Source organism: Streptomyces sp. NPDC102402, assembly GCF_044765765.1.
GTDB lineage: Bacteria > Actinomycetota > Actinomycetes > Streptomycetales > Streptomycetaceae > Streptomyces.
In genome coordinates this window covers 459,206-480,674 of the sequence record NZ_JBIWKR010000005.1, presented here as the reverse complement: position 1 = coordinate 480,674, position 21,469 = coordinate 459,206, and the positions used below count along the sequence as shown (strand labels likewise).

Genomic DNA, 21,469 nt, shown 5'->3' with positions numbered 1-21,469 from the left:
GCGCACCGGCAGCCTGGACCTCGGCTAGGCGCTCATCGCCCCGGGCACCGGGACGCACGCCTCGTCGTACCGGGTCAGCAGCAGCCGGGCCAGTGCGGGGGACGGGCCGAGCACGCCGGAGAGCACATCTGCCCCGGCCTCCTCGGCTCCCGCCGCGATGCGGTCGGGGAGACGGCCGGGCGCGATGACGTACGGCGCGACCGCGACCCGCCGCACGCCGTCGGCCCGCAGGGCCCGCACCACGTCCGCGGTACGGGGGAGAGATGCGGAGGCGAACGCAGGCCGCACGGCGCACCAACCGGTGTGCCGCAGCTCCCGCGCGATTTCAGCGATCACTGCGATCGCCTCCGGGTCCGTGGAGCCCGCCGAGGCCAGGACCAGCCCGGTCGAGCTCTTGTCGCCGGGGGTGACCCCGGCCTCGTACAGCCGTTGCTCCAGGGCCGCGTTCAGCAGGGGGGAAGGGCCGAGTACGCCGGCCTGGCTGATCCGCAGCCGCGGGAGGCGCGTGCGCGCCTCACGCAGCACCGACGGGATGTCCGACTTGGCGTGGAAGGCGCGGGTCAGCAGCAGCGGAAGGGCCACGACCTCCTCCGCGCCCTCGGCGGCCAGACGCTCCAGCACCCGGGGCACCGAGGGGGCGTTGAACTCCAGGAAGCCCGTCTCCACGCGCAGGCCGGGCCGCAGCGACCGCACCCGCGCGATGAGCGCGTGGACGGTCGCCGCGTGCCGCGGGTCGCGGCTGCCGTGGGCGATGACGAGGAGGACAGGGGCGGACACGGGGGCTCAGCTCCTCACGAGGAGACCGCGGCTGCGCAGCACCCGCCGCTCCAGCGGACTGAAGATCAGCAGGTCGATCGCGATGCCGACGAACAGGATGAGGAGGATGGCGAGGAAGATCCCCGGCATGTCGAAGTTGTTCCGGCCGTTCTCCAGCAACTGTCCGAGACCCAGCCCCAGGTCGGGCGAGGACGCGATGATCTCGGCGGCCATGAGCGAGCGCCAGGAGAACGCCCAGCCCTGCTTCAGGCCCGCCAGATAGCCGGGCAGTGCCGCCGGCAGGACGATGTGGATCGTCCCGCGCAGCCCCGTCGCGCCGATCGTGCGGCCCGCGCGGAGGAACAGCGGCGGCACCTGGTCGACACCGGACACGAGACCGTTGGCCACGGACGGGACCGCGCCGAGCAGGATCACGGCGTACATGGTCTTGTCGTCCAGACCCAGCCAGATGATGGCCGGTGCCACCCACGCCACGGACGGCAGCGACTGCAGCCCCGACAGGATCGGGCCGATCGCGGCCCGGACCACCTTCACCCGTGCCACCAGCAGCCCCAGCGGGGTGCCGATCGCGACGGCCATCACGAAGCCGAGCAGACCGCGCGACACGCTGGTCCAGATGACCTCCAGCAGGGTGCCCTGCACCCACATGTCGGTCAGGCTGTCCCAGACCGCCGCGGGCGGCGGCAGCTTGTAGTCGTCGGTCACCTTCGCCCAGACCAGCAGCTGCCAGACGAGGACCACCAGGACGACCGCGACGACGGGCGGCAGGACCTTGTTGAGCAGGATCTCGCGGGTCGGCGTCCTGCGGACCTGTACGGCGTCGAGCGCGTCCAGCCCCGCCTCCAGACCCGCCAGGTCGTCGGCCTTCGTCTCAGTGCTGGCCATGTCGGCGGATCTCCCCACGCAGTTGTTCGGTGATCTCGACGGACAGCTCCGCCACGGCGGTGTCCTCGATGCGGCGCGGCTGCTCGATGTCGACCGTCCACTCGCGCGCGATCCGGCCGGGGCGCGACGACAGCAGGATCACGCGCTGCGCGAGCCGCACCGCCTCGCGCACGTTGTGCGTGACGAAGAGGACGGAGGCGTTCGTCTCCCGCCAGATCCGGGTCAGTTCGTCGTGCAGCACATCGCGGGTGATGGCGTCGAGCGCGGCGAACGGCTCGTCCATCAGCAGCAGCTGACTGTCCTGGGCGAGCGCGCGGGCCATCGCGACCCGCTGGCGCATCCCGCCCGAGAGTTCGTGCACCCGCTTCCCGTACGCCCCGCCGAGGCGTACGAGCTCCAGCAGCCGCTCCGCCTCGGGACGACGGTCCGACTTCGGCACCCCGCGCATCCGCAGGGCCAGTTCGATGTTCTTGCCCGCGGTCAGCCACGGGAAGAGGGCGTGCTCCTGGAACATCAGGGCCGGCCGCCCGCCGGGGGTCTCGATGGACCCCGCGGTCGGGCGGTCGAGTCCGGCCACCAGGTTGAGCAGGGTCGACTTGCCGCACCCGGAAGCGCCCAGGAGGGTGACGAACTCGCCCGGAGCGACATCGAGCGTGATGTCGTCCAGGACGAGCTGCTGCCCCGTGGGTCCGGCGAAGGACTTGGAGACGTTCGCGAGACGAGCGGCGTGCTCGACCGTTGCACGGTCCTCGGCCTTGGTGAGGGTGGTGGTCGCCATGGTCGTCACCTCCTGGGAATCTTCAGGGATCCTGGTGCGGTCGGGTGGACTACTCGGCGCCGAGACCGGCGTCGGCGACCTCGGGCTGTCCCTCGGCCTTGAGGATCTTGTTCAGCGGCTTCAGGTCGTAGATGCCCTTGAGGTCGGGCTTCTCCAGCAGACCGGCCGAGACCGCGTGGTCCGCCTGGGCCTGGAGCGTGGCGGCCAGCGGGTCGTTCGTGATCTGGATGGACTTCCACGCCGGGTCGAGGACGTCGGCGGGCAGCGCCTTGCCGCTCAGCTTCTCGAGCGCCGCGTTGGCCGAGGCCTTCGCCTTGTCCGGGTTGGCGTTGATCCACTTGTTGGTGTTCACCGTGCCGCGCAGCACCGCGTCCACGACGTCCGGGTGCTCGGAGAGGAACTTCTGCGACACGATGATGTTCGTGATGACGAACTTGTCGTCCGGCCACAGCGACGACTCGTCGAGCAGGACCTTGCCGCCCTCGGCGACCAGCTTCGAGGCGGTCGGCTCGGGGACCCAGGCGCCGTCCAGGGAGCCCGACTTGAAGGCGTCCGGGGTCACCTTGTTGTCCGAGCGGACCACGGAGACGTCGCCCTTGCCGCTCTGGGCGTCGACCTTCCAGCCCTTCTCGGCGATCCAGTGCAGGAAGGCCACGTCCTGGGTGTTGCCGAGCTGCGGGGTGGCGATCTTCTTGCCCTTGAGGTCGTCCAGGGTCTTGATCTTCTTCGGGTCCACGACGAGCTTCACGCCGCCGGAGGCCGAGCCGCCGACGATGCGCAGGCTCTGGCCGTCGGACTTGGCGTAGCCGTTGATCGAGGGGGAGGGGCCGATGAAGCCGATGTCGATCGCACCCGCGTTGAGCGCCTCGATCTCGGAGGGCCCGGCGTTGAACGTCGAGGGCTTGACCGTGGTGCCGCCCAGCTCCTTGGCGATGAGGCCTTCCTGGATACCGACCAGGGCGGTGGCGTGCGTGAGGTTCGGGAAGTACCCGATCTTCACGGTGTCCGTCGAGAGCTTCTTCCCGCCGGCGGAGACGTTCGACTTGGCGGAGTCGTCGTCCTTCGCCTCGGAACCGTAGCCGCAGGCGGTGGCCGCCACGGCGAGCAGCGGCAGTGCGGCGGCGGCGGCAAGGCCGCGGCGGAGAGTGGTACGGGTGGCAGGCACGGGAGGCTTTCCTCTCGTTGGCCCGGTGCTCACGTCCCCCTGGGATCAGGTGGCGCGGCCGGGCGGTCGGCAGGTCTTCGTCTGAACGGGCGGTGCGGGTGGTACGAGCGGGCGCGCAGGCAGTGCGCGTACGTCATCACGCACATCGCCCGACGCCGCCCTGGCCGCTGCCGAGGGCGCCGCTGCCGACCCGGCCGCCCTCCTTCGCGAAGGTCGAGAAGAAATCGGTCATCATCAGAAGTCCCACTCCGCGTCCTCGGCGGAGGTGTCCTCGTCCGGAGCCCCGTCGGTGACGGCGGCGAACGAGGCGCCCGCCATCCCGGCCGAGAGCGTCGTGCCGTCGGCGGGGTCGATCAGCAGGAAGGATCCGGTGCGCCGCGAGTCGGCGTAGGAGTCGAGCGCGAGCGGCTCGGCGGTACGCACGACGACCCGGCCGATGTCGTTGGCCACCAGCTGCCCGGGAGCCGGGTGCTGGGAGAGGTCGTCCAGCGTCAGCCGGGACGGGATGTCCTTGACGATGGCCTTGACCGTGCGGGTGGTGTGCTTGATCAGCACCCGCTGGCCGACGGTGAGCGGCCGGTCGGCCACGTGGCAGACGGTCGCCTCGACGTCCTGTGTGGTGGCGGGCGTGTCGGAGGCCGGCGCGATCAGGTCACCGCGCGAGACGTCGATGTCGTCGGCCAGCCGGATCGTCACCGACTGCGGGGCCCAGGCGACGTCGACGCTCTCGCCGAGCGCGTCGATGCCCTCGATCGTCGTGGTGCGCCCCGACGGCAGCACGGAGACGGTCTCACCGACCCGGAACACGCCGGCGGCGATCTGACCGGCGTAGCCGCGGTAGTCGGGGTGCTCGGCGCTCTGGGGCCGGATCACGTACTGCACGGGGAAACGCGCGTGGCACGCGGTCAGGTCGTGGCTGACCGGCACCGTCTCCAGGTGCTCCAGGACCGTCGGGCCGCCGTACCAGTCCATGTGGGCGGACGGCTCCACGACGTTGTCGCCGGCCAGCGCGGAGATCGGGATCGCGGTGATCTCCGGGACGCCGAGGGAGGCGGCGTACGCCGTGAACTCCTCGGCGATCGAGGCGAACACGGGCTCCGCGTACTCCACGAGGTCCATCTTGTTGACGGCGAGGACGACGTGCGGGACGCGCAGCAGCGCGGCGACCGCCGCATGACGGCGCGTCTGCTCGACCACGCCGTTGCGGGCGTCGACGAGGACGACGGCCAGCTCGGCGGTGGAGGCGCCGGTGACCATGTTGCGGGTGTACTGCACGTGGCCGGGGGTGTCGGCGAGGATGAACCGGCGCCGGGGCGTGGCGAAGTAGCGGTACGCCACGTCGATGGTGATGCCCTGCTCACGCTCGGCGCGCAGGCCGTCGGTGAGCAGTGCCAGGTCGGGCGCCTCCTGGCCGCGGCCCAGCGAGGCCTGGGTGACGGCTTCGAGCTGGTCGGTGAGGACCGACTTGGAGTCGTGCAGCAGGCGCCCGACGAGCGTGGACTTGCCGTCGTCGACGGAGCCGGCCGTGGCGAACCGCAGCAGGGTGGTGGCCGAGAGCTGCTCGGTGGTGATGCTCATGTCTAGAAGTACCCCTCGCGCTTGCGGTCTTCCATCGCGGCCTCGGACATCTTGTCGTCGGCGCGGGTGGCGCCCCGCTCGGTGAGGCGGGAGGCGGCGATCTCGGTGATGACGGCGTCCAGGGTGGTGGCGTCGGAGTCGACGGCGCCGGTGCAGGACATGTCACCGACGGTGCGGTAGCGGACCTGCCGGGTCTCGGTCCTCTCGTGCTCCTTGGGGCCGCCCCAGTCACCGGCGGTCAGCCACATGCCGGAACGGCTGAAGACCTCACGCTCGTGGGCGAAGTAGATCTCCGGGAGCTCGATGCCCTCGCGCTCGATGTACTGCCAGACGTCGAGCTCGGTCCAGTTGGAGATGGGGAAGACGCGGACGTGCTCACCGGGGGCGTGGCGGCCGTTGTAGAGCTGCCACAGCTCGGGGCGCTGACGGCGCGGGTCCCACTGGGAGAACTCGTCGCGCAGGGAGAACACGCGCTCCTTGGCGCGGGCCTTCTCCTCGTCACGGCGTCCGCCGCCGAACACGGCGTCGAAGCGGTGCTGCTGGATGGCCTCGGTGAGCGGGACCGTCTGCAGGGGGTTGCGGGTGCCGTCGGGGCGCTCGCGGAGCTTGCCGGCGTCGATGTACTCCTGGACGGAGGCGACGTGCAGGCGCAGCCCGTGCTTCTCGACGGTGCGGTCGCGGTATTCGAGGACCTCGGGGAAGTTGTGCCCCGTGTCCACGTGCAGGAGCGTGAAGGGGATGGGCGCGGGGGCGAACGCCTTCAGCGCGAGGTGCAGCATCAGGATCGAGTCCTTGCCGCCGGAGAAGAGGATCACCGGCCGCTCGAACTCACCCGCCACCTCACGGAAGATGTGCACCGCCTCCGACTCCAGGGAGTCCAGGTGGCTCAGCGCGTACGGGTTGACGGTGCCTTCCGGCACGGTGGCGACGGTGCTCACGCCAGGCCCCTCTCGGTGAGCAGCGCACGGAGCGCCGCTGCGGACTCCTGCACGGTCTGCTGGTGCGACTCGATCCGCAGATCCGGCGACTCGGGTGCCTCGTAGGGATCGTCGACCCCGGTGAGACCACTGATCTCGCCTGCCGCCTGCTTGGCGTACAGCCCCTTCACATCGCGCTCGGAGCACACCTCGACGGGGGTCGCGACGTGCACCTCCAGATACGCGGTGCCCTCCTGCTGATGGCGCTTGGCCACCGCGTCACGGCTGTCGGCGTACGGGGCGATGACCGGGACGAGCACCTTCACGCCGTTGGCGGCCAGCAGTTCGGCGACGAAGCCGATCCGCTGGACGTTGGTGTGCCGGTCCTCGCGGGAGAAGCCGAGCCCGGCGGAGAGGAACTCCCGGATCTCGTCACCGTCGAGCACCTCGACCCGGTGACCGTCCGCACGCAGCCGGCCCGCCAGTTCGTAGGCGATGGTGGTCTTGCCGGCGCTCGGCAGACCGGTGAGCCAGACGGTGGCTCCCGTCTCCGTCACGCTCATCGATATCTCCTGATCAGTCGTCATCAGCCGTGCAGCCCGCATTCGGTCTTGCCCCGCCCGGCCCACCGGCCGGCCCGTGCGTCCTCGCCCTCCAGCACCCGGCGGGTGCAGGGGGCGCAGCCGACGGAGGCGTAGCCGTCCATCAGCAGGGGGTTGGTCAGTACGCCGTGTTCGGCGACGTACGCGTCCACGTCGTCCTGGGTCCACCGGGCGATCGGTGAGACCTTCACCTTGCGGCGCTTCTCGTCCCAGCCCACGACCGGGGTGTTCGCCCGGGTGGGGGACTCGTCGCGGCGCAGCCCGGTCGCCCAGGCGGCGTACGCGGTCAGGCCCTCTTCCAGGGGCTTGACCTTCCGCAGCGCGCAGCACAGGTCGGGGTCGCGGTCGTGCAGCTTCGGCCCGTACTCGGCGTCCTGTTCGGCCACCGACTGACGCGGGGTCAGCGTGATGAGGTTGACGTCCATCACGGCGTCCACCGCGTCCCGCGTCCCGATGGTCTCCTCGAAGTGGTATCCGGTGTCCAGGAAGACCACGTCCACGCCGGGGAAGACCCGGGACGCCAGGTGCGCGACGACCGCGTCCTCCATGGAGGAGGTGACGCAGAAGCGCTTGCCGAAGGTGTCGGCCGCCCATGTGAGGATGTCGCCGGCCGAGGCGTCCTCCAGCTCGCGGCCGGCCCGCTCCGCCAGTTCCTTCAGGGCCTCGTCGGTGAGTTCGTCCGCTTGCAGGGTGTCCGTCATGTCCCGTCCCCTTCTACGTCGTCGCGCTGGAGCCCACGGGTCAGCAGACCGGTGAACTTCAGCTGGAACGCGCGGTTGCAGGAAGCACATTCCCAGGCGCCGTGGCCGGTCTCGTGCGGGCGCAGGTCCTCGTCGCCGCAGTAGGGGCAGTAGAACGGCGCGGCTCGTTCGCTCATGACAGCGACTCCGCGTCGGCCCGGGCGGCCCAGGTCGCGAAGCGCTCGCCGTCCTCGCGCTGCTCCTGGAACCTGCCGAGCACCCGCTCGACGTAGTCCGGGAGTTCGGCCGAGGTGACCTTGAGGCCACGGACCTTGCGGCCGAAGCCGGCCTCCAGGCCGAGCGCCCCGCCGAGGTGCACCTGGTAGCCCTCGACCTGGTTGCCGTCGCCGTCCAGCATGAGCTGGCCCTTGAGGCCGATGTCCGCGGTCTGGATACGGGCGCAGGCGTTCGGGCAGCCGTTGATGTTGATGGAGAGCGGCTCCTCGAACTCCGGCATGCGGCGCTCCAGTTCGTCGATGAGCGCGGCGCCCCGCGCCTTCGTCTCGACGATCGCCAGCTTGCAGAACTCGATGCCCGTGCAGGCCATCGTGCCGCGCCGGAAGGGGGAGGGCTTCACCTGGAAGTCCAGTGCCTCCAGTCCGGCGGACAGGGACTCGAGCTGGTCCTGCTCCACGTCGAGGATGAGCATCTTCTGCTCGACCGTCGTGCGCACCCGGCCGGAGCCGTGCGCCTCGGCCAGGTCGGCGATCTTGGCGAGGGTCGAGCCGTCCACCCGGCCGACGCGCGGGGCGAAGCCGACGTAGAAGCGGCCGTCCTGCTGCGCGTGCACACCGATGTGGTCGCGCCAGCGGGAGGAGGGCTGCGCGGGCGGCGGCCCGTCCAGCATCGGGCGCTTGAGGTACTCGTCCTCGAGGATCTGGCGGAACTTCTCCGGGCCCCAGTCGGCCATCAGGAACTTCAGACGGGCGCGGGTACGCAGACGGCGGTAGCCGTAGTCGCGGAAGATCCCGACGACACCGGCCCACACGTCGGGCACCTCGCCCAGCGGGACCCAGGCACCCAGCCGCTCGGCGAACCGGGGGTTGGTGGAGAGGCCGCCGCCGACCCAGAGGTCGAAGCCGGGGCCGTGCTCGGGGTGGTCGACACCCACGAACGCGATGTCGTTGATCTCGTGCACCACGTCCTGGACCGGCGAGCCCGAGATCGCGGTCTTGAACTTGCGGGGCAGGTTGGAGAACTCCTTGCTGCCGATGTACCGCTCGTGGATCTCGTCGACGGCGGGCGTGCCGTCGATGATCTCGTCCGCGGCGATACCGGCCACCGGCGAACCGATGATCACACGGGGGCAGTCGCCGCAGGCCTCGGTGGTCGAGAGCCCGACGGCCTCCAGCTTCTCCCAGATCGCCGGGACGTCCTCGATGCGGATCCAGTGCAGCTGGATGTTCTGCCGGTCGGTGACGTCGGCGGTGCCGCGCGCGTACTCCTCGGAGATCTCGCCGATGACACGCAGCTGAGCGGTGGTCAGCCGGCCGCCGTCGATGCGCACGCGGAGCATGAAGTAGCGGTCGTCCAGCTCCTCCGGCTCCAGCACGGCGGTCTTGCCGCCGTCGATCCCGGGCTTGCGCTGCGTGTAGAGCCCCCACCAGCGCATGCGTCCGCGCAGGTCGTTCGGGTCGATGGAGTCGAATCCGCGCTTGGAGTAGATCGTCTCGATGCGCGTCCGCACATTGAGACTGTCGTCGTCCTTCTTGAACTGCTCGTTCCCGTTCAGCGGGGTGAAGTGACCCATGGCCCACTGACCTTCACCACGGTGACGTCCGGCCTTGCGGCGGGGCGTGGCGGTAGCAGGCTTATCGGGGCTGGCGGCCATGGCAATACGTCCTTCGGGACTGCAGGAGGGCGGCTCTGAACTGCACACTCGCGCGAGGCGCGGCGGTGCGCAGGGGTGGAGCGGACTTCAGGGGATCGCGGTGCTGGAGACTCTCAGCGGACCGGACAGATGGCGCTGGACATGCGGCCGAGGTCGACGTGCCGCCGACTCACCAAGGCAATTCCAGTTCCAGACATGACGGAAGCGTGTCACGCGGATCTCGGGCCAGTCCACCACGATCCATTATGTGGACGGGATGGTCCCGAAATGCGAGATGGTGTGGCGTCGATCACGTCGCCCTGTCGACAAACCGATACGAACGGCCTCCGGTCAGGCGTGCGCGCCGGGCCAGGGGCCGGGGTTCGCGACGTCCGGCTCCTGCTCGGTCCTGGTGTCGAACAGCCGGAAACCCCGCCGCAGGTAGTTGTCCATCGCGTGCGGGCCGTCGTGGGAGCACGTGTGCAGCCAGACCCGCTTCGTCGGTGTGCGGTCGTCGTGGCGCTCCGCGAGGTCCCAGGCACGCGCCACCCCGTACGTCAGGAGGTGCCCGCCGATCCGTCGCCCCCGGAAGGCCGGGATCAGGCCGAAGTAGGCGATCTCCACCGCTCCGCCCTCCTGGGCGTCGAGCTCGATGAAGCCCGCCGGGGTCCCGTTCTCGTACGCCACCCAGGTCTCGGCCCCCGGCCGGCCCAGGATCTCCTGCCACTGCGCGTAGGTGAGGCCCAGCCGGTCGGTCCACCGCACGTCCCCGCCCACCGCCGTGTAGAGGAAACGGCTGAACTCGGGCAGGGGCGTCTCCGCGCGGGTGACCGTCACTCCGGCGGGGGCGGCGGAGGCGGGGCTCAGGTCGGCGGGCGAGGTCTGCTCCAGGGACCAGACGGTCACGTCGCAGACGGCGGGGGAGGAGTGGGTGGAGTCGTTCATGGCGGTCAGAGAACCACGGCCGCGGCCCCTTGCCCAAACCCGGACCGCTCAGACCGTCCCCGCGGGCATACGCGCCCTGACCACCACCGGAGCCGTCGACCGGGGCAGCAGGTCGGCCGGGACGTCCGGGTGGACGACCTCCACGTCGACCCCCTCGCGGAACCGGTAGGGGCGGTGGGCCAGCACCTGCGCGAGATGGCGGCGGATCCGCGATATCTCGGCCCGCACCGTCACCGTCCTGCCGGTGTCACCGAAGACGTCGGCGGCCAGCTCCGCCGCGGTGCGCCCCTCCCGGTGCAGGGCCAGCGCGTACAGCAGCTCCGCGTGACGCGGCGAGAGCCGGCGCGTCCAGCTGCCCACGGGGCCCGTCACGTGGACCGCGAGCCCACGGTCGCGGCTCAGATCGAGCACCAGGCGGCGCGGGGGCCCGTCGTACGCGCCCTCCGCGACCTGCACCAGCCAGCCGCCCGGCAGCGGCTCCACCCGGCACATCCCGAGAGAGGCCAGCCACACCGTGCCCGGCTCCAGCGACTTGGGCAGGGGCAGCCGGTCCACGGGCGGCATCCCGCTGACGGCGGCCAGCCAGCCGTGGCTGTCCACCACCATGGCGCGGCCGCCCAGCCGGCACAGGATCGGGGCGGCCACCGAGCGCAGCCGCTCGATCGCCACCAGGTGCCGGCCGCGCAGCTCGCTCTCCGCCAGCGCGGCCACCGAGCCGACCAGCGCCAGCGTCGCCGGATGGAAGGTGGAGGCGGGACCGCTGATGTCGACGATGCCCATCAGCCGGCCGTCCCGGGGGTCGCGGACCGGGGCCGCCGCGCAGGTCCAGTTGTGCAGGGCGCGGATGAAGTGCTCGGCGGAGTGGACCTGGATGGGGGTGCGCACGGCGAGCGCGGTGCCGATGGCGTTCGTCCCCGTCGCCGACTCCGCCCAGGCGGCGCCCTCCTCCAGGCAGATGTCCTTGGCCCGGCGCATCACGGCCGCATGACCCTGACGCCACAGGACCCTGCCCTCGGTGTCGGTGACCACCATGATCTGCTGTGCGGCGTCCGCGATCGTGGCCAGCCCCTCCCGCAGCAGGGGCATGACCTCGCCGATCGCGGTGCCCCTGCGCCGGTGCTCGATCTCGTCCGTCTCCAGCAGCCTGCTCTCCGGTGACTGCTCCGGATCGATGCCGCTGCGCAGCACCCGGTCCCAGGACGCGTCGATCTCCGCGCGCGGCACAGCGGCCGTGCGCCCGCCCGCCAGCCGGGCCTCCCGTGCGCGGTGCACCAGGCGCTCGGTCGCCGCGGGGCAGGAGTCGCCTTCCGGCCGTACCGACGCGACAGGGTGTGTATCCATGACGGTCCCCCCAACAATGCGTGGGCCCGGTCCGGAAGATGAGGTACCGGCCCCGAAGCACCCATCCTGCCGTGCGAGGGTCGCGTTGGCTCGCACTCCGCGCAATGGTTGCAACCCTTTGCAACTCTGGTGACGGGCCCGACGGCCGTACGAGAGTGGCGGGACACCGTGCGGGAGGCCCTCGGCCCGACGTGCGGTGGTGCACAAGCGTGGAGGGTGGTGCCGTGTCGGCGCAGCACCACCCTCCGTCGTTTGCCCCTACCCCCGCTCGGCGCGCGCCCGCTCCACCACCGCGGCCAGATGAAGACCGTGCGGCAGCGTCCCGAAGGCGGAGCCCCAGTCCCCGCCGAGCCGCGAGGCGCAGAACGCGTCCGCGACCTCCGGCGGCGCCCAGCGCAGCAGCAGGGAGCCCTGCAGCACCAGGGCCATCCGCTCCACCAGCCGCCTGGCCCGCTCCTCGGCGGCGCCCAGGTCCGCCAGCTCGGTCAGCAGGCCCTTGATCGCCGCGTCGAGACGGTGGTCGGCGCCACGCGCCTTCCCGACCTCCTGGAGGAAGGCGTCGAGCGCCATCGGCTCGCGCAGCAGCGCACGCAGCACGTCGAGCGCCTGTACGTTCCCCGAGCCCTCCCAGATCGAGTTGAGCGGGGCCTCGCGCAGCAGCCGGGGCATCCCGGACTCCTCGACGTAGCCGTTGCCGCCGAGGCACTCCAGGGCCTCCCCGACCACCGCCGCGCACCGCTTCGTCACCCAGTACTTGGCCGCCGGCACCGCGATCCGCAGGAAGGCGCGCTCCTGCTCCGTGTCCGCGTCGTACGCCGCGGCCAGCCGCAGCGCGAGCGTCGTCGCCGCCTCCGACTCCAGGGCCAGGTCCGCCAGTACGTTGCGCATCAGCGGCTTGTCGACCAGCAGGCCGCCGAACGCGCGGCGGTGGGAGCTGTGGTGGATCGCCTGCGCAACCGCCTGGCGCATCAGCGCCGCCGAACCGACCACGCAGTCCAGCCGGGTCGCCGCCACCATCTCGATGATGGTGCGGACCCCGCGCCCCTCCTCGCCGACCGGGCGGGCCCACGTCCCGTCGAACTCGACCTCGGCGGAGGCGTTGGACCTGTTGCCCAGTTTGTCCTTGAGGCGCTGGATCGCGAACGCGTTGCGGGCGCCGTCCGGCAGGACCCGGGGCACGAGGAAGCAGCTCAGCCCGCCAGGTGCCTGCGCCAGCACCAGGAAGCCGTCGGACATGGGTGCCGAACAGAACCACTTGTGGCCGGTCAGCAGGTACTCCCCGCCGCCGGCCAGCGGTTCGGCCCGGGTGGTGTTGGACCGCACGTCGGTGCCGCCCTGCTTCTCCGTCATGCCCATCCCGAAGAGCACACCGGACTTCTGCGACGGGGGCCGCAGCCCCTCCTCGTACACGTGCGAGGTCAGCAGCGGCTCCCACTCCGAGGCCAGCGACGGATCGGTCCGCAGCGCCGGGACCGCCGCGTGCGTCATCGACAGCGGGCACCCGTGGCCCGCCTCGGCCTGCGTCCAGACCAGGAAGCCCGCCGCGCGCCGGACATGACCCCCCTGCCTGCCCCAGGCGTCCGTCAGCCCGGCCGTGACCGCGTGCCCCAGCAGCCGGTGCCACGCGGGGTGGAACTCCACCTCGTCGACCCGGTGCCCGTACCGGTCGTGCGTACGCAGCCTCGGCGGGTTCTCGTCGGCCTGGGCACCCCAGCGCTGGGCCTGGGCCGAGCCGGCGGACCGGCCCAGCCCGGCGAGTTCCTGCCGGGCCTCGTCGAGGACCCCGGGCGGGAGATGACGCTCGACGGCCTCCGTCAGCGCCCGGTCCGCGGCGAAGACGTCATAGCCGACCAGCGGCGGAACCTGGTTGGTCACTGTGTGGGTGCTAGGTGCCATGCCGATACGGTAAGGAGGTGCAGGCAGCAAACGAAACACCCGAGCGGCCACCGGGCCGGCTCCACCGGGCTCGCGTCCTCTACCGCAACGTGTCCAAGCGGCAGATGGCCTGGCAGTTGCTCAAGGACACGGTGAACTCGTGCATCGAGTACCGCATCCTCGGCCTCGCGGCGGAGGCCGCGTTCTTCACCCTGCTGTCCCTGCCGCCGCTGCTGCTCGGTCTGATCGGGCTGCTCGGTTACGTCGACGACTGGACGGCGACCACCACGGTCGCCTCCATCGAGCGCAACATCCTGGGCGCGGTGCAGACGGTGCTGTCCGAGCGGGGCGTCAACGACATCGCCAAGCCGCTGATAGCCGACGTGACCACGGGTGCGCGCCCGGACGTCATCTCCATCGGCTTCGCGATCGCGCTCTGGTCGGGTTCACGCGCGGTGAACGTCTTCATCGACACCATCACCGTGATGTACGGCCTCGACGGTCACCGCGGCATCGTCAAGACCCGGCTGCTCGCCTTCCTGCTGTACGTGGTCGCCCTGCTGCTCGGGGCGGTGGTGCTGCCGCTGCTGGTGGTCGGCCCCGACCGGGTGGTGGAGTTCGTCCCGTGGGGCACCGAGGTGCTGGCCGTCATGTACTGGCCGCTGGTCATCGTCCTGTCCATCGCCTTCCTGACGACGCTCTACCACGTGTCCGTCCCGGTCCGTTCGCCGTGGATAGAGGACGTGCCGGGTGCGCTCGTGGCGCTCGGGATGTGGGTGGTGGGGAGCTTCCTGCTGCGGATCTACCTCACGAGCACGGTCGAAGGCCCCACCATCTACGGCTCGTTGGCCGCACCCATCGCTGTCCTGCTCTGGATAGGCATCTCCGCTTTCGCGGTACTCGTCGGCGCCGCGGTGAACGCCGCGATCGACCGCGTCTGGCCCTCGCTGGCCACGGCGGCGGCACGCGAGGTCACCGAGCGCGCACGGGCGGCGCAGGCCGCCGAACTCCTCGCCCGCACCCAGGCGGCGAACTGGGACGCGTACGCGGACGACGACGAGGAGGACGTGTCCATGCCCTCCGAGTTCCCCGAGCGCTGGTCACGCTTCCTGCCCCCGGACGACGTGAAGTCCCGCCTCCACGGGCCCCGGGACAAGGACGCCTCCTGAGGGCGCGTCCGATAGCCTGGTGACCGTGGGCCCAAGGTACGAGGAGCGCGTGTCGCGCTTCGGCGGCGCGGTCCTCTGGACGTGGAGCGGTCCGCGCGACCCCGGCCGTCCGGTGCTCCCCGACGGTTGCATGGACCTGCTGTGGGCCGGTGGCCGGCTGCTGGTGGCGGGTCCCGACACCCACGCCTTCACCCCCGCCGCGGCACTCTCCGGCAGCTGCGCGGGCATCCGCTTCGCCCCCGGCACCGCACCCGCGCTCCTGGGCGTCCCGGCCCACGAGCTGCGCGACCGGCGGGTCGCGCTCGACGCGGTCTGGCCCGGCGCGGAGGTCCGCGGGCTCACCGAACGGATCGGCGCGGCCCACGACCCGGCCGCCGCGCTGGAGTCCCTCGCGCTGCGCCGGGCGGCCCGTGCCGAGCCCCCGGACCCGCTCGCCGCGGCCGTCGCCGCGCAGCTGCGGCAGGGGCGCTCCGTGGCCGCCACGGCGCATGCCGTGGCGCTCGGCGCCCGCCAGCTGCACCGCCGCTCCCTGGCAGCCTTCGGCTACGGCCCCAAGACCCTGGCCAGGATCCTGAGACTGCAGCGCGCCCTGGCCCTCGTCCGGGAGGGGACGCCGTACGCCGAGGCCGCGTACGCCGCCGGCTGCACGGACCAGGCGCACCTCGCGCGTGAGATGCGGGACCTGGCCGGGACGACGCTCGGCGGCTATCTGGCCGGGACCGGCTACGAGGGGGTGGACGCGAAGAGCGAGACCGCGCAGCCGTCGGGGTCCAGGACGACCGCGTAACGCTGTCCCCACACGGCGTCCCAGGGCTCCAGATGGCCGGGGTGTCCGGCGGCGGTCAGGTCGGCGTACACCGAGTCGACCTCCGCGGGGCTGTCGCAGAGGAAGGCGAGCCCGAGGCGCTCGCCGCCCTTCGGCCCCGTCCAGTCAGGGTCGAAGGAACGTACGACGTCCTCGGTGTCCCACAGCAGACGCCGCCCTCCGGGGAGGGCCGCCTCGACATGGGGAGCCGACTCGGCCCCGGCCGGGATGTCGAGGCCGAGCCTGCGGTAGAAGGCGAGCGATGCGGCCAGGTCGGCCGTGGTGACGGAGATCGCGTCGAGTCGTGGAGTCATGGGACGACCGTAGGCCGGGCCCGTGGCCGGGTCTTGTACGAAACGGTCACGGGCCGGGCGGAGGCACCGTTACGCGCAGTCCTCCGGCGGGGTGCCCGGGTCCGTCAGTGACAGGCCGAGCTGTGCCCGCTCGGTGAGCCAGCGGGTCGGCCGGTACCTCGGGTCGCCGGTCGTCGCGTGCAGCGCCCGCTGCAGGTCCAGCAGGCGCGTGGTGCCGATGCGGTCGCCCCAGGCCAGCGGGCCCGTCGGATAGCCGAGGCCGGTCGTCACGGCGAGGTCGATGTCCGCCGGGGTGGCCAGCGAGCGCTCCGCGATCGACGCGGCGACCGAGACCACGGAGGCGAGCAGCCGCTGCGCCACCGACCCCGCGGTGTCCCGCACCACCGAGACGGCGTGCGGCTCCCCGCCCTCCGGCGCACGGGCCAGCACCGCGCGGGCGTCCCGCGCGGCTGAGGGGTCGGCCGCGGGCGTCACCGCCAGTACCCGTCGCCGGCCGGCCGGGGGCAGCGGGTCCACGCCGAAGCTGCGCGCGGCGGGCAGCCCCTGCGAGGCCACCGCCGCGGCGACCGTGGTGCCCCAGACGGGGACCAGGACGAGGGCCTCCTCCGAGGGCTCCGGGCCGCTCTCGACCGTTGCCCCGCCGGCACGCAGCGAGTTCCGCAGCCCCTCCGCGCCCTCGCCGCCCGCGACGAACACCGGCCGGCCCGCGTCGCCCGTCACCGGCGGTTCCCCGGCGTCGGGAGCGTCGGGGCCGTACGCGAACCAGCCCTGCCCGGTCTTGCGGCCGTGCAGGCCGGCGGTCACCCTGTTCGGGGTGAGGTAGGAGGGGCGGAGCCGGTCCTCGTGGCGGAAGCCCTGCCAGATCGAGTCGATCACGGCGGCGGTGACGTCGAGCCCCGTGAGGTCCATCAGTTCGAACGGGCCCATGCGCAGTCCCAGCACGTCCCTGGCGATCCGGTCGATCCCGGCCGCGTCCGCGACGGACTCCTCCAGCAGGGCCAGGGCCTCGGTCACGAGGCCACGCCCGGCGTGGTTGACCAGGAACCCGGGGGTGTCGGCGACGGTCACCGCGCGGTGGCCGCAGCTCTCGACCAGCGCGGTCAGGGCCGGCGGGATCCCGGGACGGGTCGCGGCGCCCGGCACGACCTCGACGATCCTCATCAGCGGCACGGGATTGAAGAAGTGCAGCCCCGCCAGGCGCGCCGGGTCGCGCAGCGAGGCGGCGATCCGGGTCACCGACAGGGACGAGGTGTTGGTCGCGAAGACGGTGGAGTCCGGCAGTGCCTCCTCCAGCTTCCCGAACACCTCGGCCTTGGTGTCCAGATCCTCCCGGACGGCCTCGACGACCAGCTCGACCTCCGGGCCGGGCGCCCACGGGTCGTCCAGCGGGACCAGGCGTTCCAGGGCCGCGGCGGCGTCGCCGGAGGTCATCCGGCCCTTCTGGACCGCGCGTTCCAGCATGGAACGTACGAAGTCCACGGCGGCTGTCACCGCCTTGGTCCGTACGTCGCAGAGCTCGACGGTGTGCCCGGCGACGGCGGCCCACTGGGCGATGCCGCGGCCCATGGCTCCGGCGCCGACGATCCTGATACGCATGGCGGTGACGTCCTCTCGGCAGGTGTGGTCGATGTCAGCGAAGGTAGACGCGGCCGGGGTCGACGTCCTCGCGCAGGCGGCGCAGTTCCGCCCCGGTCGGCGGGGGGACGGTGCCGACGGAGGCGGCGACCTGCAGGTCCCAGCCCGTCGCCGCGCGCACCTGGTCCACCGTCACGCCCGGATGCACGGCGACGAGCCGGAGCTCCTCGCCGACGCCCGCGCGGGCCAGGATGCCCAGCTCGGTGATGACCCGGGTGACCCCCGCGCCCAGCGGGCGGATGCCCTCCGCGCGGGCGCGGTCCGGGCCGGGCGTCGTACAGAAGTCGAGCGTCGCGGTGAAGGAGCGCGGATCGTGGCGGCGCATCACCACGAAGACCTCGCGGGAGTTGGCCATCACCTCCATGGCGCCGCCCGATCCGGGCAGTCGCACCGTCGGGCGCTCCCACTCCCCGATGACGGAGGTGTTCAGGTTGCCCCACCGGTCGATCTGCGCGGCACCGAGGAAGCCCACGTCGATGTGGCCGCCCTGGAGTACGCAGCCGAACAGCGCCGGCATCGACAGCACGGCCTCCGCGCCCGAGATGAGGACCGCGTCGGCGATGGTCTCCGGCAGGTGCGAGGGATGTGCCCCGCAGACCCCGGACTCGTACACGACCTCGATCTGCGGCGCGACCGTCAGACGGGCGAGCTCGGTGGCGAGCGTAGGCAGCCCGATGCCGGCGAACACCGTTCTCCGGGAAGCCAGTTCGCGGGAGGCGACGACGGAGAGCAGCTCGGAGGAGGTGGCGGTCTCCGGTGCGGTGGTGGTCATGTCCCGTTCCCTCTCCTGCGGCGCGCTCACAGCCGCCGCCCGTAGTTCACCGGTTCGCTGAGGGCTTCGCCCACCGCGAGTCCGGCCCAGAAGTCCTCGCCCAGCCTGTCGACGTACTCGGCGTGGTCGGCCGTTCCGTACACCCACTCCGCCAGCCAGGCCCGCAGCCGTTCCGGGTCCTTGCTGATGTGCGACCAGGCCCGGTAGAAGGCGTTGTCGCGGTCGTAGTAGCCCTGGGCGAACGAGGGGTGTGCGCCGCGAGGGCAGACGACCACGGCGTCCACGGCGTGGGACGGGACGAGGGTGCGGTTGGGGTCCGAGCGGACCACCTCGTCCGCGACGACCTCCTCGACGACCACGATCGCCTTCTCCGCCGCGTAGACCGCCTCGGCCTGGATTCCGGTCAGCCCCCAGATCTGGGTGTTGCCCCGGCGGTCGGCCCGCTGGGCGTGGATGATCGTCACGTCCGGGTTCACCGGAGGCACGACGTAGATCTGCTCCGGCTCCCCGTCGGGCCCCGGGTAGGGCGACGTCACCTTGCGCAGACCGCTGTTGACCGAGGGAAGATCACTGCCTCCGTAGCTCCGCAGCGGATAGAAGGGCAGCCGCTGGGACCCCGCGAGATAGCGGCACACCATCCCGTAGTGGCTGTACTCCTCGAAGGCCAGCGGCGCCGGGTCGGCCCGCTCGATCCTGCGCCGCAGCTCGCCGAGCGAGCCGGCGGAGGAGTTGCCCACGAACGAGGAGACCAGCCGGGAGACGCAGCCCGCGGCGATCATCTGGTCCACCACGATGTCCGCCGTCATCCGTACGACGGTGAGGTCCTTGCGGCCCTGGCGGATGATCTCGTGACCGGCGGCGGTCGGGACGAGATGGGTGAACCCCTCGATGGCGACGGTCGCCCCGTCGCGCACGAAGGTGGCGACGGCCTCCTTCATCGACATGACTTTGCTGGGCCCGTCGGCCGTATCCGTCCGCTCCACGGTGCTCCTCGGCGAGTGCGTGCTGTTGGCCCTCACCGTGTCAGCGGCCATTGATTGCTGTCCAATACCAAATTAAGGTCAGATCAAGACAGCTGGTTAATGAATGGAAGCATCCGATGGAACTGCGTCATCTGACCGCCTTCACCGCCGTCGCCGAGGAGCTGCACTTCGGCCGCGCCGCCAAGCGGCTGCAGATGGCCCAGCCCCCGCTCAGCCAGCAGATCCGGCAGCTGGAGAAGGAGCTCGGGGTCCAGCTCTTCGAACGCAACACGCGCTCGGTGCGGCTCACGAGCGCGGGGGAGTCCTTCCTCGAACCCGTACGGACCGTCCTGGCCGACCTCGACACGGCGGTACGGGCCGCCAAGGCCGCCGGGCGCGGGGAGCACGGGCGGGTCACCATCGGCTTCGCGGGAGCCTCCAGCCACGAGACCCTGCCCCTGCTGACCCGGGCCGTGCGCGCCGCCCACCCCGGGATCGAGCTGGCCATGAAGGGCCAGACCTACGCCAACGTCGCCCTCTCCCGGGTCGCCGACGGCTCCCTCGACCTGGGCTTCGTCCGCCTCCCCGTCACCCAGCCCGGTGTTGCCTACCGGGTGATCGACGAGGAGGAGCTGCTGTGCGCGCTGCCCTCCGACCACCGGCTCGCCCGCCTGGAGAGCATCCCGATCGGCATTCTCGCCGACGAGCCCTTCGTCTCCTTCCCCGCGAACGCCGGCTCCACGGTGCGCGACGCCATGGTCCAGGTCTGTGAGGCAGCCGGCTTCAACCCGCGCGTGGTGCAGGAGGCGCCGGACTCGTACACGATCCTCGCCCTCGTCGCCGCGGGCGTCGGCGTCACGCTCACGGTCTCCTCGGTCCGCCACATCCAGCAGAACGGGCTGGTCTACCGGTCCCTCGCCGGTCCGCCCGTCCGGCGCCAGGCGGCGCTTGCCTGGCGCACGGACAACCCCTCGGCGGCCCTCGGCGCGGTGCTCGCGGTCGCCGAGGAGGCCCTGCCGACCCCGTAGCGGTCCGATTGAGACGCGTGGCGTCTTGAATGTGAGGCAACTCGATATTGGACCGACTCAGTGGTCCGGTGCGAAGGTCACCCCACACACCCGAACCCGCCGAAAGGTGTTCCGCCGTGCCCGACCAGACCGATGTCGTCATCTGCGAGCCGCTGCGCACCCCCATCGGGCGTTTCGGCGGCGCGTTCGCCCAGCAGACACCGGCCGCGCTGGCCGCCCGCGTCATCGCCGAGGTCGTCGCGCGCACGGGGATCGACCCCGACCGGGTGGACGAGGTGATCCTCGGACACGCCTACCCCTCGTCCGAGGCGCCCGCCATCGGCCGGGTCGCCGCGCTGGACGCCGGGCTCCCCGACACCGTCACCGGCGCCCAGACCGACCGGCGCTGCGGCTCCGGCCTGCAGGCCGTCCTCGACGCCGCCATGCAGATCCGCGCCGGATTCAGCGACGTCGTCATCGCCGGCGGCGTCGACGTCATGAGCGCCGCCCCCTACTACACGCACGACGGACGCTGGGGCATCAAGGGCCCCGGCCTCCAGCTCCACGACTCGCTCGCCCGTGGCCGTGTCACGGCGGGCGGCGTCCACCACCCCGTACCCGGCGGCATGATCGAGACCGCCGAGAACCTCCGCCGCGCCTACTCCATCAGCCGCGCCGACCAGGACGCCCTCGCCCTGCGCTCGCAGGCCCGCGCCGCCCGCGCCGCGAAGGAGGGGCGCTACGACGCCGAGACCGTCCCCGTGACCGTGCGCACCCGGAAGGGCGAGACCGTCGTCTCGGCCGACGAGCACCCCCGCCCGGACACCACCGCCGAACAGCTCGCCGCGCTGCGCCCCGTCATGGCCAAGTCCGACCCCGAGGCCACCGTCACCGCGGGCAACGCCAGCGGCCAGAACGACGCGGCCGCCGCCTGTCTGGTCACCAGCTCCGCCACCGCCGAACGGCTCGGGCTCACCCCGCTCGTCCGTCTGGTCTCCTTCGCCCGCGCGGGTGTCCCCGCCGCGACGATGGGCATCGGCCCCGTCCCCGCCACCCACGCGGCCCTCGGCCGGGCCGGCCTCACCCTCGCCGACCTCGACCTGATCGAGCTCAACGAGGCCTTCGCCGCCCAGGTCCTGGCCTGCACCCGCGAACTCGGCCTCGGCGAGAAGGACCACGACCAGCGGATCAACGTCAACGGCTCCGGCGTCTCGCTCGGCCACCCGGTGGGCGCCACCGGCGCGCGCATCCTCGCCACCCTCAGCCGGGAGATGCACCGCACCCAGGCGCGCTACGGGCTGGAGACCATGTGCATCGGCGGTGGCCAGGGCCTCGCCGCGGTCTTCGAACGCATCGCCGCCTGACGGCCCTTCCCCCTTCGCCGTCCCCTTC

General features: G+C 72.0%; 22 protein-coding genes. 4 read left to right on the top strand and 18 right to left on the bottom strand.

Translation table 11 applies throughout. The annotated features are described in order from the left end of the window. Window positions 1-24: 24 nt before the first annotated feature. From ACIRJR_RS18825 to ACIRJR_RS18760, 14 genes are all read right to left on the bottom strand, one after another. On the bottom strand, window positions 25-777 hold the full coding sequence (locus tag ACIRJR_RS18825) for a sirohydrochlorin chelatase (RefSeq protein ID WP_403781580.1): 753 nt from the start codon (window positions 775-777) through the stop codon (window positions 25-27). 6 nt (window positions 778-783) lie between these two features. Beyond that, window positions 784-1,662 carry an ABC transporter permease gene (locus tag ACIRJR_RS18820; RefSeq protein WP_403781577.1) on the bottom strand — a complete coding sequence of 293 codons (879 nt, stop codon included), beginning with the start codon at window positions 1,660-1,662 and terminating at the stop codon, window positions 784-786. Continuing rightward, entirely contained in the window at window positions 1,649-2,440 is a 792-nt protein-coding gene (locus ACIRJR_RS18815; RefSeq protein WP_376371230.1) for an ABC transporter ATP-binding protein, read from the bottom strand. Before ACIRJR_RS18815 ends, ACIRJR_RS18820 begins: the two co-directional genes overlap by 14 nt. 49 nt (window positions 2,441-2,489) lie before the next feature. Continuing rightward, window positions 2,490-3,605, bottom strand: coding sequence for an aliphatic sulfonate ABC transporter substrate-binding protein (locus ACIRJR_RS18810; protein ID WP_403781573.1), 1,116 nt, complete (start codon window positions 3,603-3,605; stop codon window positions 2,490-2,492). A gap of 234 nt (window positions 3,606-3,839) precedes the next feature. Then, complete coding sequence (locus ACIRJR_RS18805; protein ID WP_403781570.1) at window positions 3,840-5,183, bottom strand: sulfate adenylyltransferase subunit 1; 1,344 nt, start codon at window positions 5,181-5,183, stop codon at window positions 3,840-3,842. Window positions 5,184-5,185: 2 nt separating this feature from the next. After that, a complete protein-coding gene (gene cysD / locus ACIRJR_RS18800; RefSeq protein WP_403781567.1) occupies window positions 5,186-6,121 on the bottom strand; it encodes a sulfate adenylyltransferase subunit CysD in 936 nt (311 codons plus the stop codon). Further along, complete coding sequence (gene cysC, locus ACIRJR_RS18795; RefSeq protein ID WP_403781564.1) at window positions 6,118-6,687, bottom strand: adenylyl-sulfate kinase; 570 nt, start codon at window positions 6,685-6,687, stop codon at window positions 6,118-6,120. Before cysC ends, cysD begins: the two co-directional genes overlap by 4 nt. Continuing rightward, a complete protein-coding gene (locus tag ACIRJR_RS18790; RefSeq protein ID WP_403781561.1) occupies window positions 6,687-7,403 on the bottom strand; it encodes a phosphoadenylyl-sulfate reductase in 717 nt (238 codons plus the stop codon). Before ACIRJR_RS18790 ends, cysC begins: the two co-directional genes overlap by 1 nt. Further along, complete coding sequence (locus tag ACIRJR_RS18785) at window positions 7,400-7,579, bottom strand: hypothetical protein (RefSeq protein ID WP_403781558.1); 180 nt, start codon at window positions 7,577-7,579, stop codon at window positions 7,400-7,402. Before ACIRJR_RS18785 ends, ACIRJR_RS18790 begins: the two co-directional genes overlap by 4 nt. Continuing rightward, window positions 7,576-9,273: a nitrite/sulfite reductase gene (locus tag ACIRJR_RS18780; RefSeq protein WP_403781555.1), complete on the bottom strand. Its 1,698-nt coding sequence runs from the start codon at window positions 9,271-9,273 to the stop codon at window positions 7,576-7,578. Before ACIRJR_RS18780 ends, ACIRJR_RS18785 begins: the two co-directional genes overlap by 4 nt. 113 nt (window positions 9,274-9,386) lie before the next feature. After that, window positions 9,387-9,470: a putative leader peptide gene (locus tag ACIRJR_RS18775; RefSeq protein WP_349817346.1), complete on the bottom strand. Its 84-nt coding sequence runs from the start codon at window positions 9,468-9,470 to the stop codon at window positions 9,387-9,389. A 133-nt stretch (window positions 9,471-9,603) separates the two neighbouring features. Then, complete coding sequence (locus ACIRJR_RS18770; protein ID WP_403781552.1) at window positions 9,604-10,197, bottom strand: GNAT family N-acetyltransferase; 594 nt, start codon at window positions 10,195-10,197, stop codon at window positions 9,604-9,606. Between the two features lie 48 nt (window positions 10,198-10,245). Beyond that, on the bottom strand, window positions 10,246-11,538 hold the full coding sequence (locus tag ACIRJR_RS18765) for a GAF domain-containing protein (protein ID WP_403781549.1): 1,293 nt from the start codon (window positions 11,536-11,538) through the stop codon (window positions 10,246-10,248). A gap of 258 nt (window positions 11,539-11,796) precedes the next feature. Then, entirely contained in the window at window positions 11,797-13,434 is a 1,638-nt protein-coding gene (locus ACIRJR_RS18760; protein WP_403781546.1) for an acyl-CoA dehydrogenase family protein, read from the bottom strand. Between the two features lie 17 nt (window positions 13,435-13,451). Here ACIRJR_RS18760 and ACIRJR_RS18755 point away from each other — a divergent pair, with 17 nt between their 5' ends. Next, entirely contained in the window at window positions 13,452-14,582 is a 1,131-nt protein-coding gene (locus tag ACIRJR_RS18755; protein WP_403781543.1) for a YihY/virulence factor BrkB family protein, read from the top strand. 19 nt (window positions 14,583-14,601) lie between these two features. Then, window positions 14,602-15,369 carry a DUF6597 domain-containing transcriptional factor gene (locus tag ACIRJR_RS18750; RefSeq protein ID WP_403781540.1) on the top strand — a complete coding sequence of 256 codons (768 nt, stop codon included), beginning with the start codon at window positions 14,602-14,604 and terminating at the stop codon, window positions 15,367-15,369. Here the strand turns inward: ACIRJR_RS18750 and ACIRJR_RS18745 are convergent. The 4 genes from ACIRJR_RS18745 to ACIRJR_RS18730 form a co-directional block, all read right to left on the bottom strand. After that, on the bottom strand, window positions 15,306-15,701 hold the full coding sequence (locus ACIRJR_RS18745) for a VOC family protein (protein WP_403781537.1): 396 nt from the start codon (window positions 15,699-15,701) through the stop codon (window positions 15,306-15,308). The genes ACIRJR_RS18750 and ACIRJR_RS18745 overlap by 64 nt on opposite strands. A gap of 69 nt (window positions 15,702-15,770) precedes the next feature. Then, the gene (locus ACIRJR_RS18740; RefSeq protein ID WP_403781535.1) at window positions 15,771-17,297 is read right to left on the bottom strand and encodes a 3-hydroxyacyl-CoA dehydrogenase; all 1,527 of its coding nucleotides are present in this window, start codon (window positions 17,295-17,297) and stop codon (window positions 15,771-15,773) included. 34 nt (window positions 17,298-17,331) lie between these two features. Continuing rightward, entirely contained in the window at window positions 17,332-18,108 is a 777-nt protein-coding gene (locus tag ACIRJR_RS18735) for a CoA-transferase subunit beta (protein WP_403781532.1), read from the bottom strand. 26 nt (window positions 18,109-18,134) lie between these two features. Beyond that, window positions 18,135-19,052, bottom strand: coding sequence for a CoA transferase subunit A (locus ACIRJR_RS18730; protein ID WP_403781938.1), 918 nt, complete (start codon window positions 19,050-19,052; stop codon window positions 18,135-18,137). A 155-nt stretch (window positions 19,053-19,207) separates the two neighbouring features. Between ACIRJR_RS18730 and ACIRJR_RS18725 the strand changes: the two genes are divergently transcribed. Then, entirely contained in the window at window positions 19,208-20,098 is an 891-nt protein-coding gene (locus ACIRJR_RS18725; protein WP_403781529.1) for a LysR family transcriptional regulator, read from the top strand. A 116-nt stretch (window positions 20,099-20,214) separates the two neighbouring features. Then, window positions 20,215-21,441 carry an acetyl-CoA C-acetyltransferase gene (locus ACIRJR_RS18720; RefSeq protein WP_403781526.1) on the top strand — a complete coding sequence of 409 codons (1,227 nt, stop codon included), beginning with the start codon at window positions 20,215-20,217 and terminating at the stop codon, window positions 21,439-21,441. The last annotated feature ends 28 nt before the right edge of the window (window positions 21,442-21,469 follow it).

Excerpts from the sequence above, each read along its gene's own strand:
- ACIRJR_RS18740 (WP_403781535.1), bottom strand. The coding sequence starts at position 17,297 with ATGCGTATCAGGATCGTCGGCGCCGGAGCCATGGGCCGCGGCATCGCC.
- ACIRJR_RS18815 (WP_376371230.1), bottom strand. The coding sequence starts at position 2,440 with ATGGCGACCACCACCCTCACCAAGGCCGAGGACCGTGCAACGGTCGAG.
- ACIRJR_RS18725 (WP_403781529.1), top strand. The coding sequence starts at position 19,208 with ATGGAACTGCGTCATCTGACCGCCTTCACCGCCGTCGCCGAGGAGCTG.
- ACIRJR_RS18730 (WP_403781938.1), bottom strand. The coding sequence starts at position 19,052 with ATGTCGATGAAGGAGGCCGTCGCCACCTTCGTGCGCGACGGGGCGACC.
- ACIRJR_RS18790 (WP_403781561.1), bottom strand. The coding sequence starts at position 7,403 with ATGACGGACACCCTGCAAGCGGACGAACTCACCGACGAGGCCCTGAAG.
- ACIRJR_RS18770 (WP_403781552.1), bottom strand. The coding sequence starts at position 10,197 with ATGAACGACTCCACCCACTCCTCCCCCGCCGTCTGCGACGTGACCGTC.
- ACIRJR_RS18780 (WP_403781555.1), bottom strand. The coding sequence starts at position 9,273 with ATGGCCGCCAGCCCCGATAAGCCTGCTACCGCCACGCCCCGCCGCAAG.
- ACIRJR_RS18745 (WP_403781537.1), bottom strand. The coding sequence starts at position 15,701 with ATGACTCCACGACTCGACGCGATCTCCGTCACCACGGCCGACCTGGCC.
- ACIRJR_RS18735 (WP_403781532.1), bottom strand. The coding sequence starts at position 18,108 with ATGACCACCACCGCACCGGAGACCGCCACCTCCTCCGAGCTGCTCTCC.
- ACIRJR_RS18775 (WP_349817346.1), bottom strand. The coding sequence starts at position 9,470 with ATGTCTGGAACTGGAATTGCCTTGGTGAGTCGGCGGCACGTCGACCTC.
- ACIRJR_RS18820 (WP_403781577.1), bottom strand. The coding sequence starts at position 1,662 with ATGGCCAGCACTGAGACGAAGGCCGACGACCTGGCGGGTCTGGAGGCG.
- ACIRJR_RS18765 (WP_403781549.1), bottom strand. The coding sequence starts at position 11,538 with ATGGATACACACCCTGTCGCGTCGGTACGGCCGGAAGGCGACTCCTGC.
- cysC (WP_403781564.1), bottom strand. The coding sequence starts at position 6,687 with ATGACGACTGATCAGGAGATATCGATGAGCGTGACGGAGACGGGAGCC.
- ACIRJR_RS18805 (WP_403781570.1), bottom strand. The coding sequence starts at position 5,183 with ATGAGCATCACCACCGAGCAGCTCTCGGCCACCACCCTGCTGCGGTTC.
- ACIRJR_RS18785 (WP_403781558.1), bottom strand. The coding sequence starts at position 7,579 with ATGAGCGAACGAGCCGCGCCGTTCTACTGCCCCTACTGCGGCGACGAG.
- ACIRJR_RS18760 (WP_403781546.1), bottom strand. The coding sequence starts at position 13,434 with ATGGCACCTAGCACCCACACAGTGACCAACCAGGTTCCGCCGCTGGTC.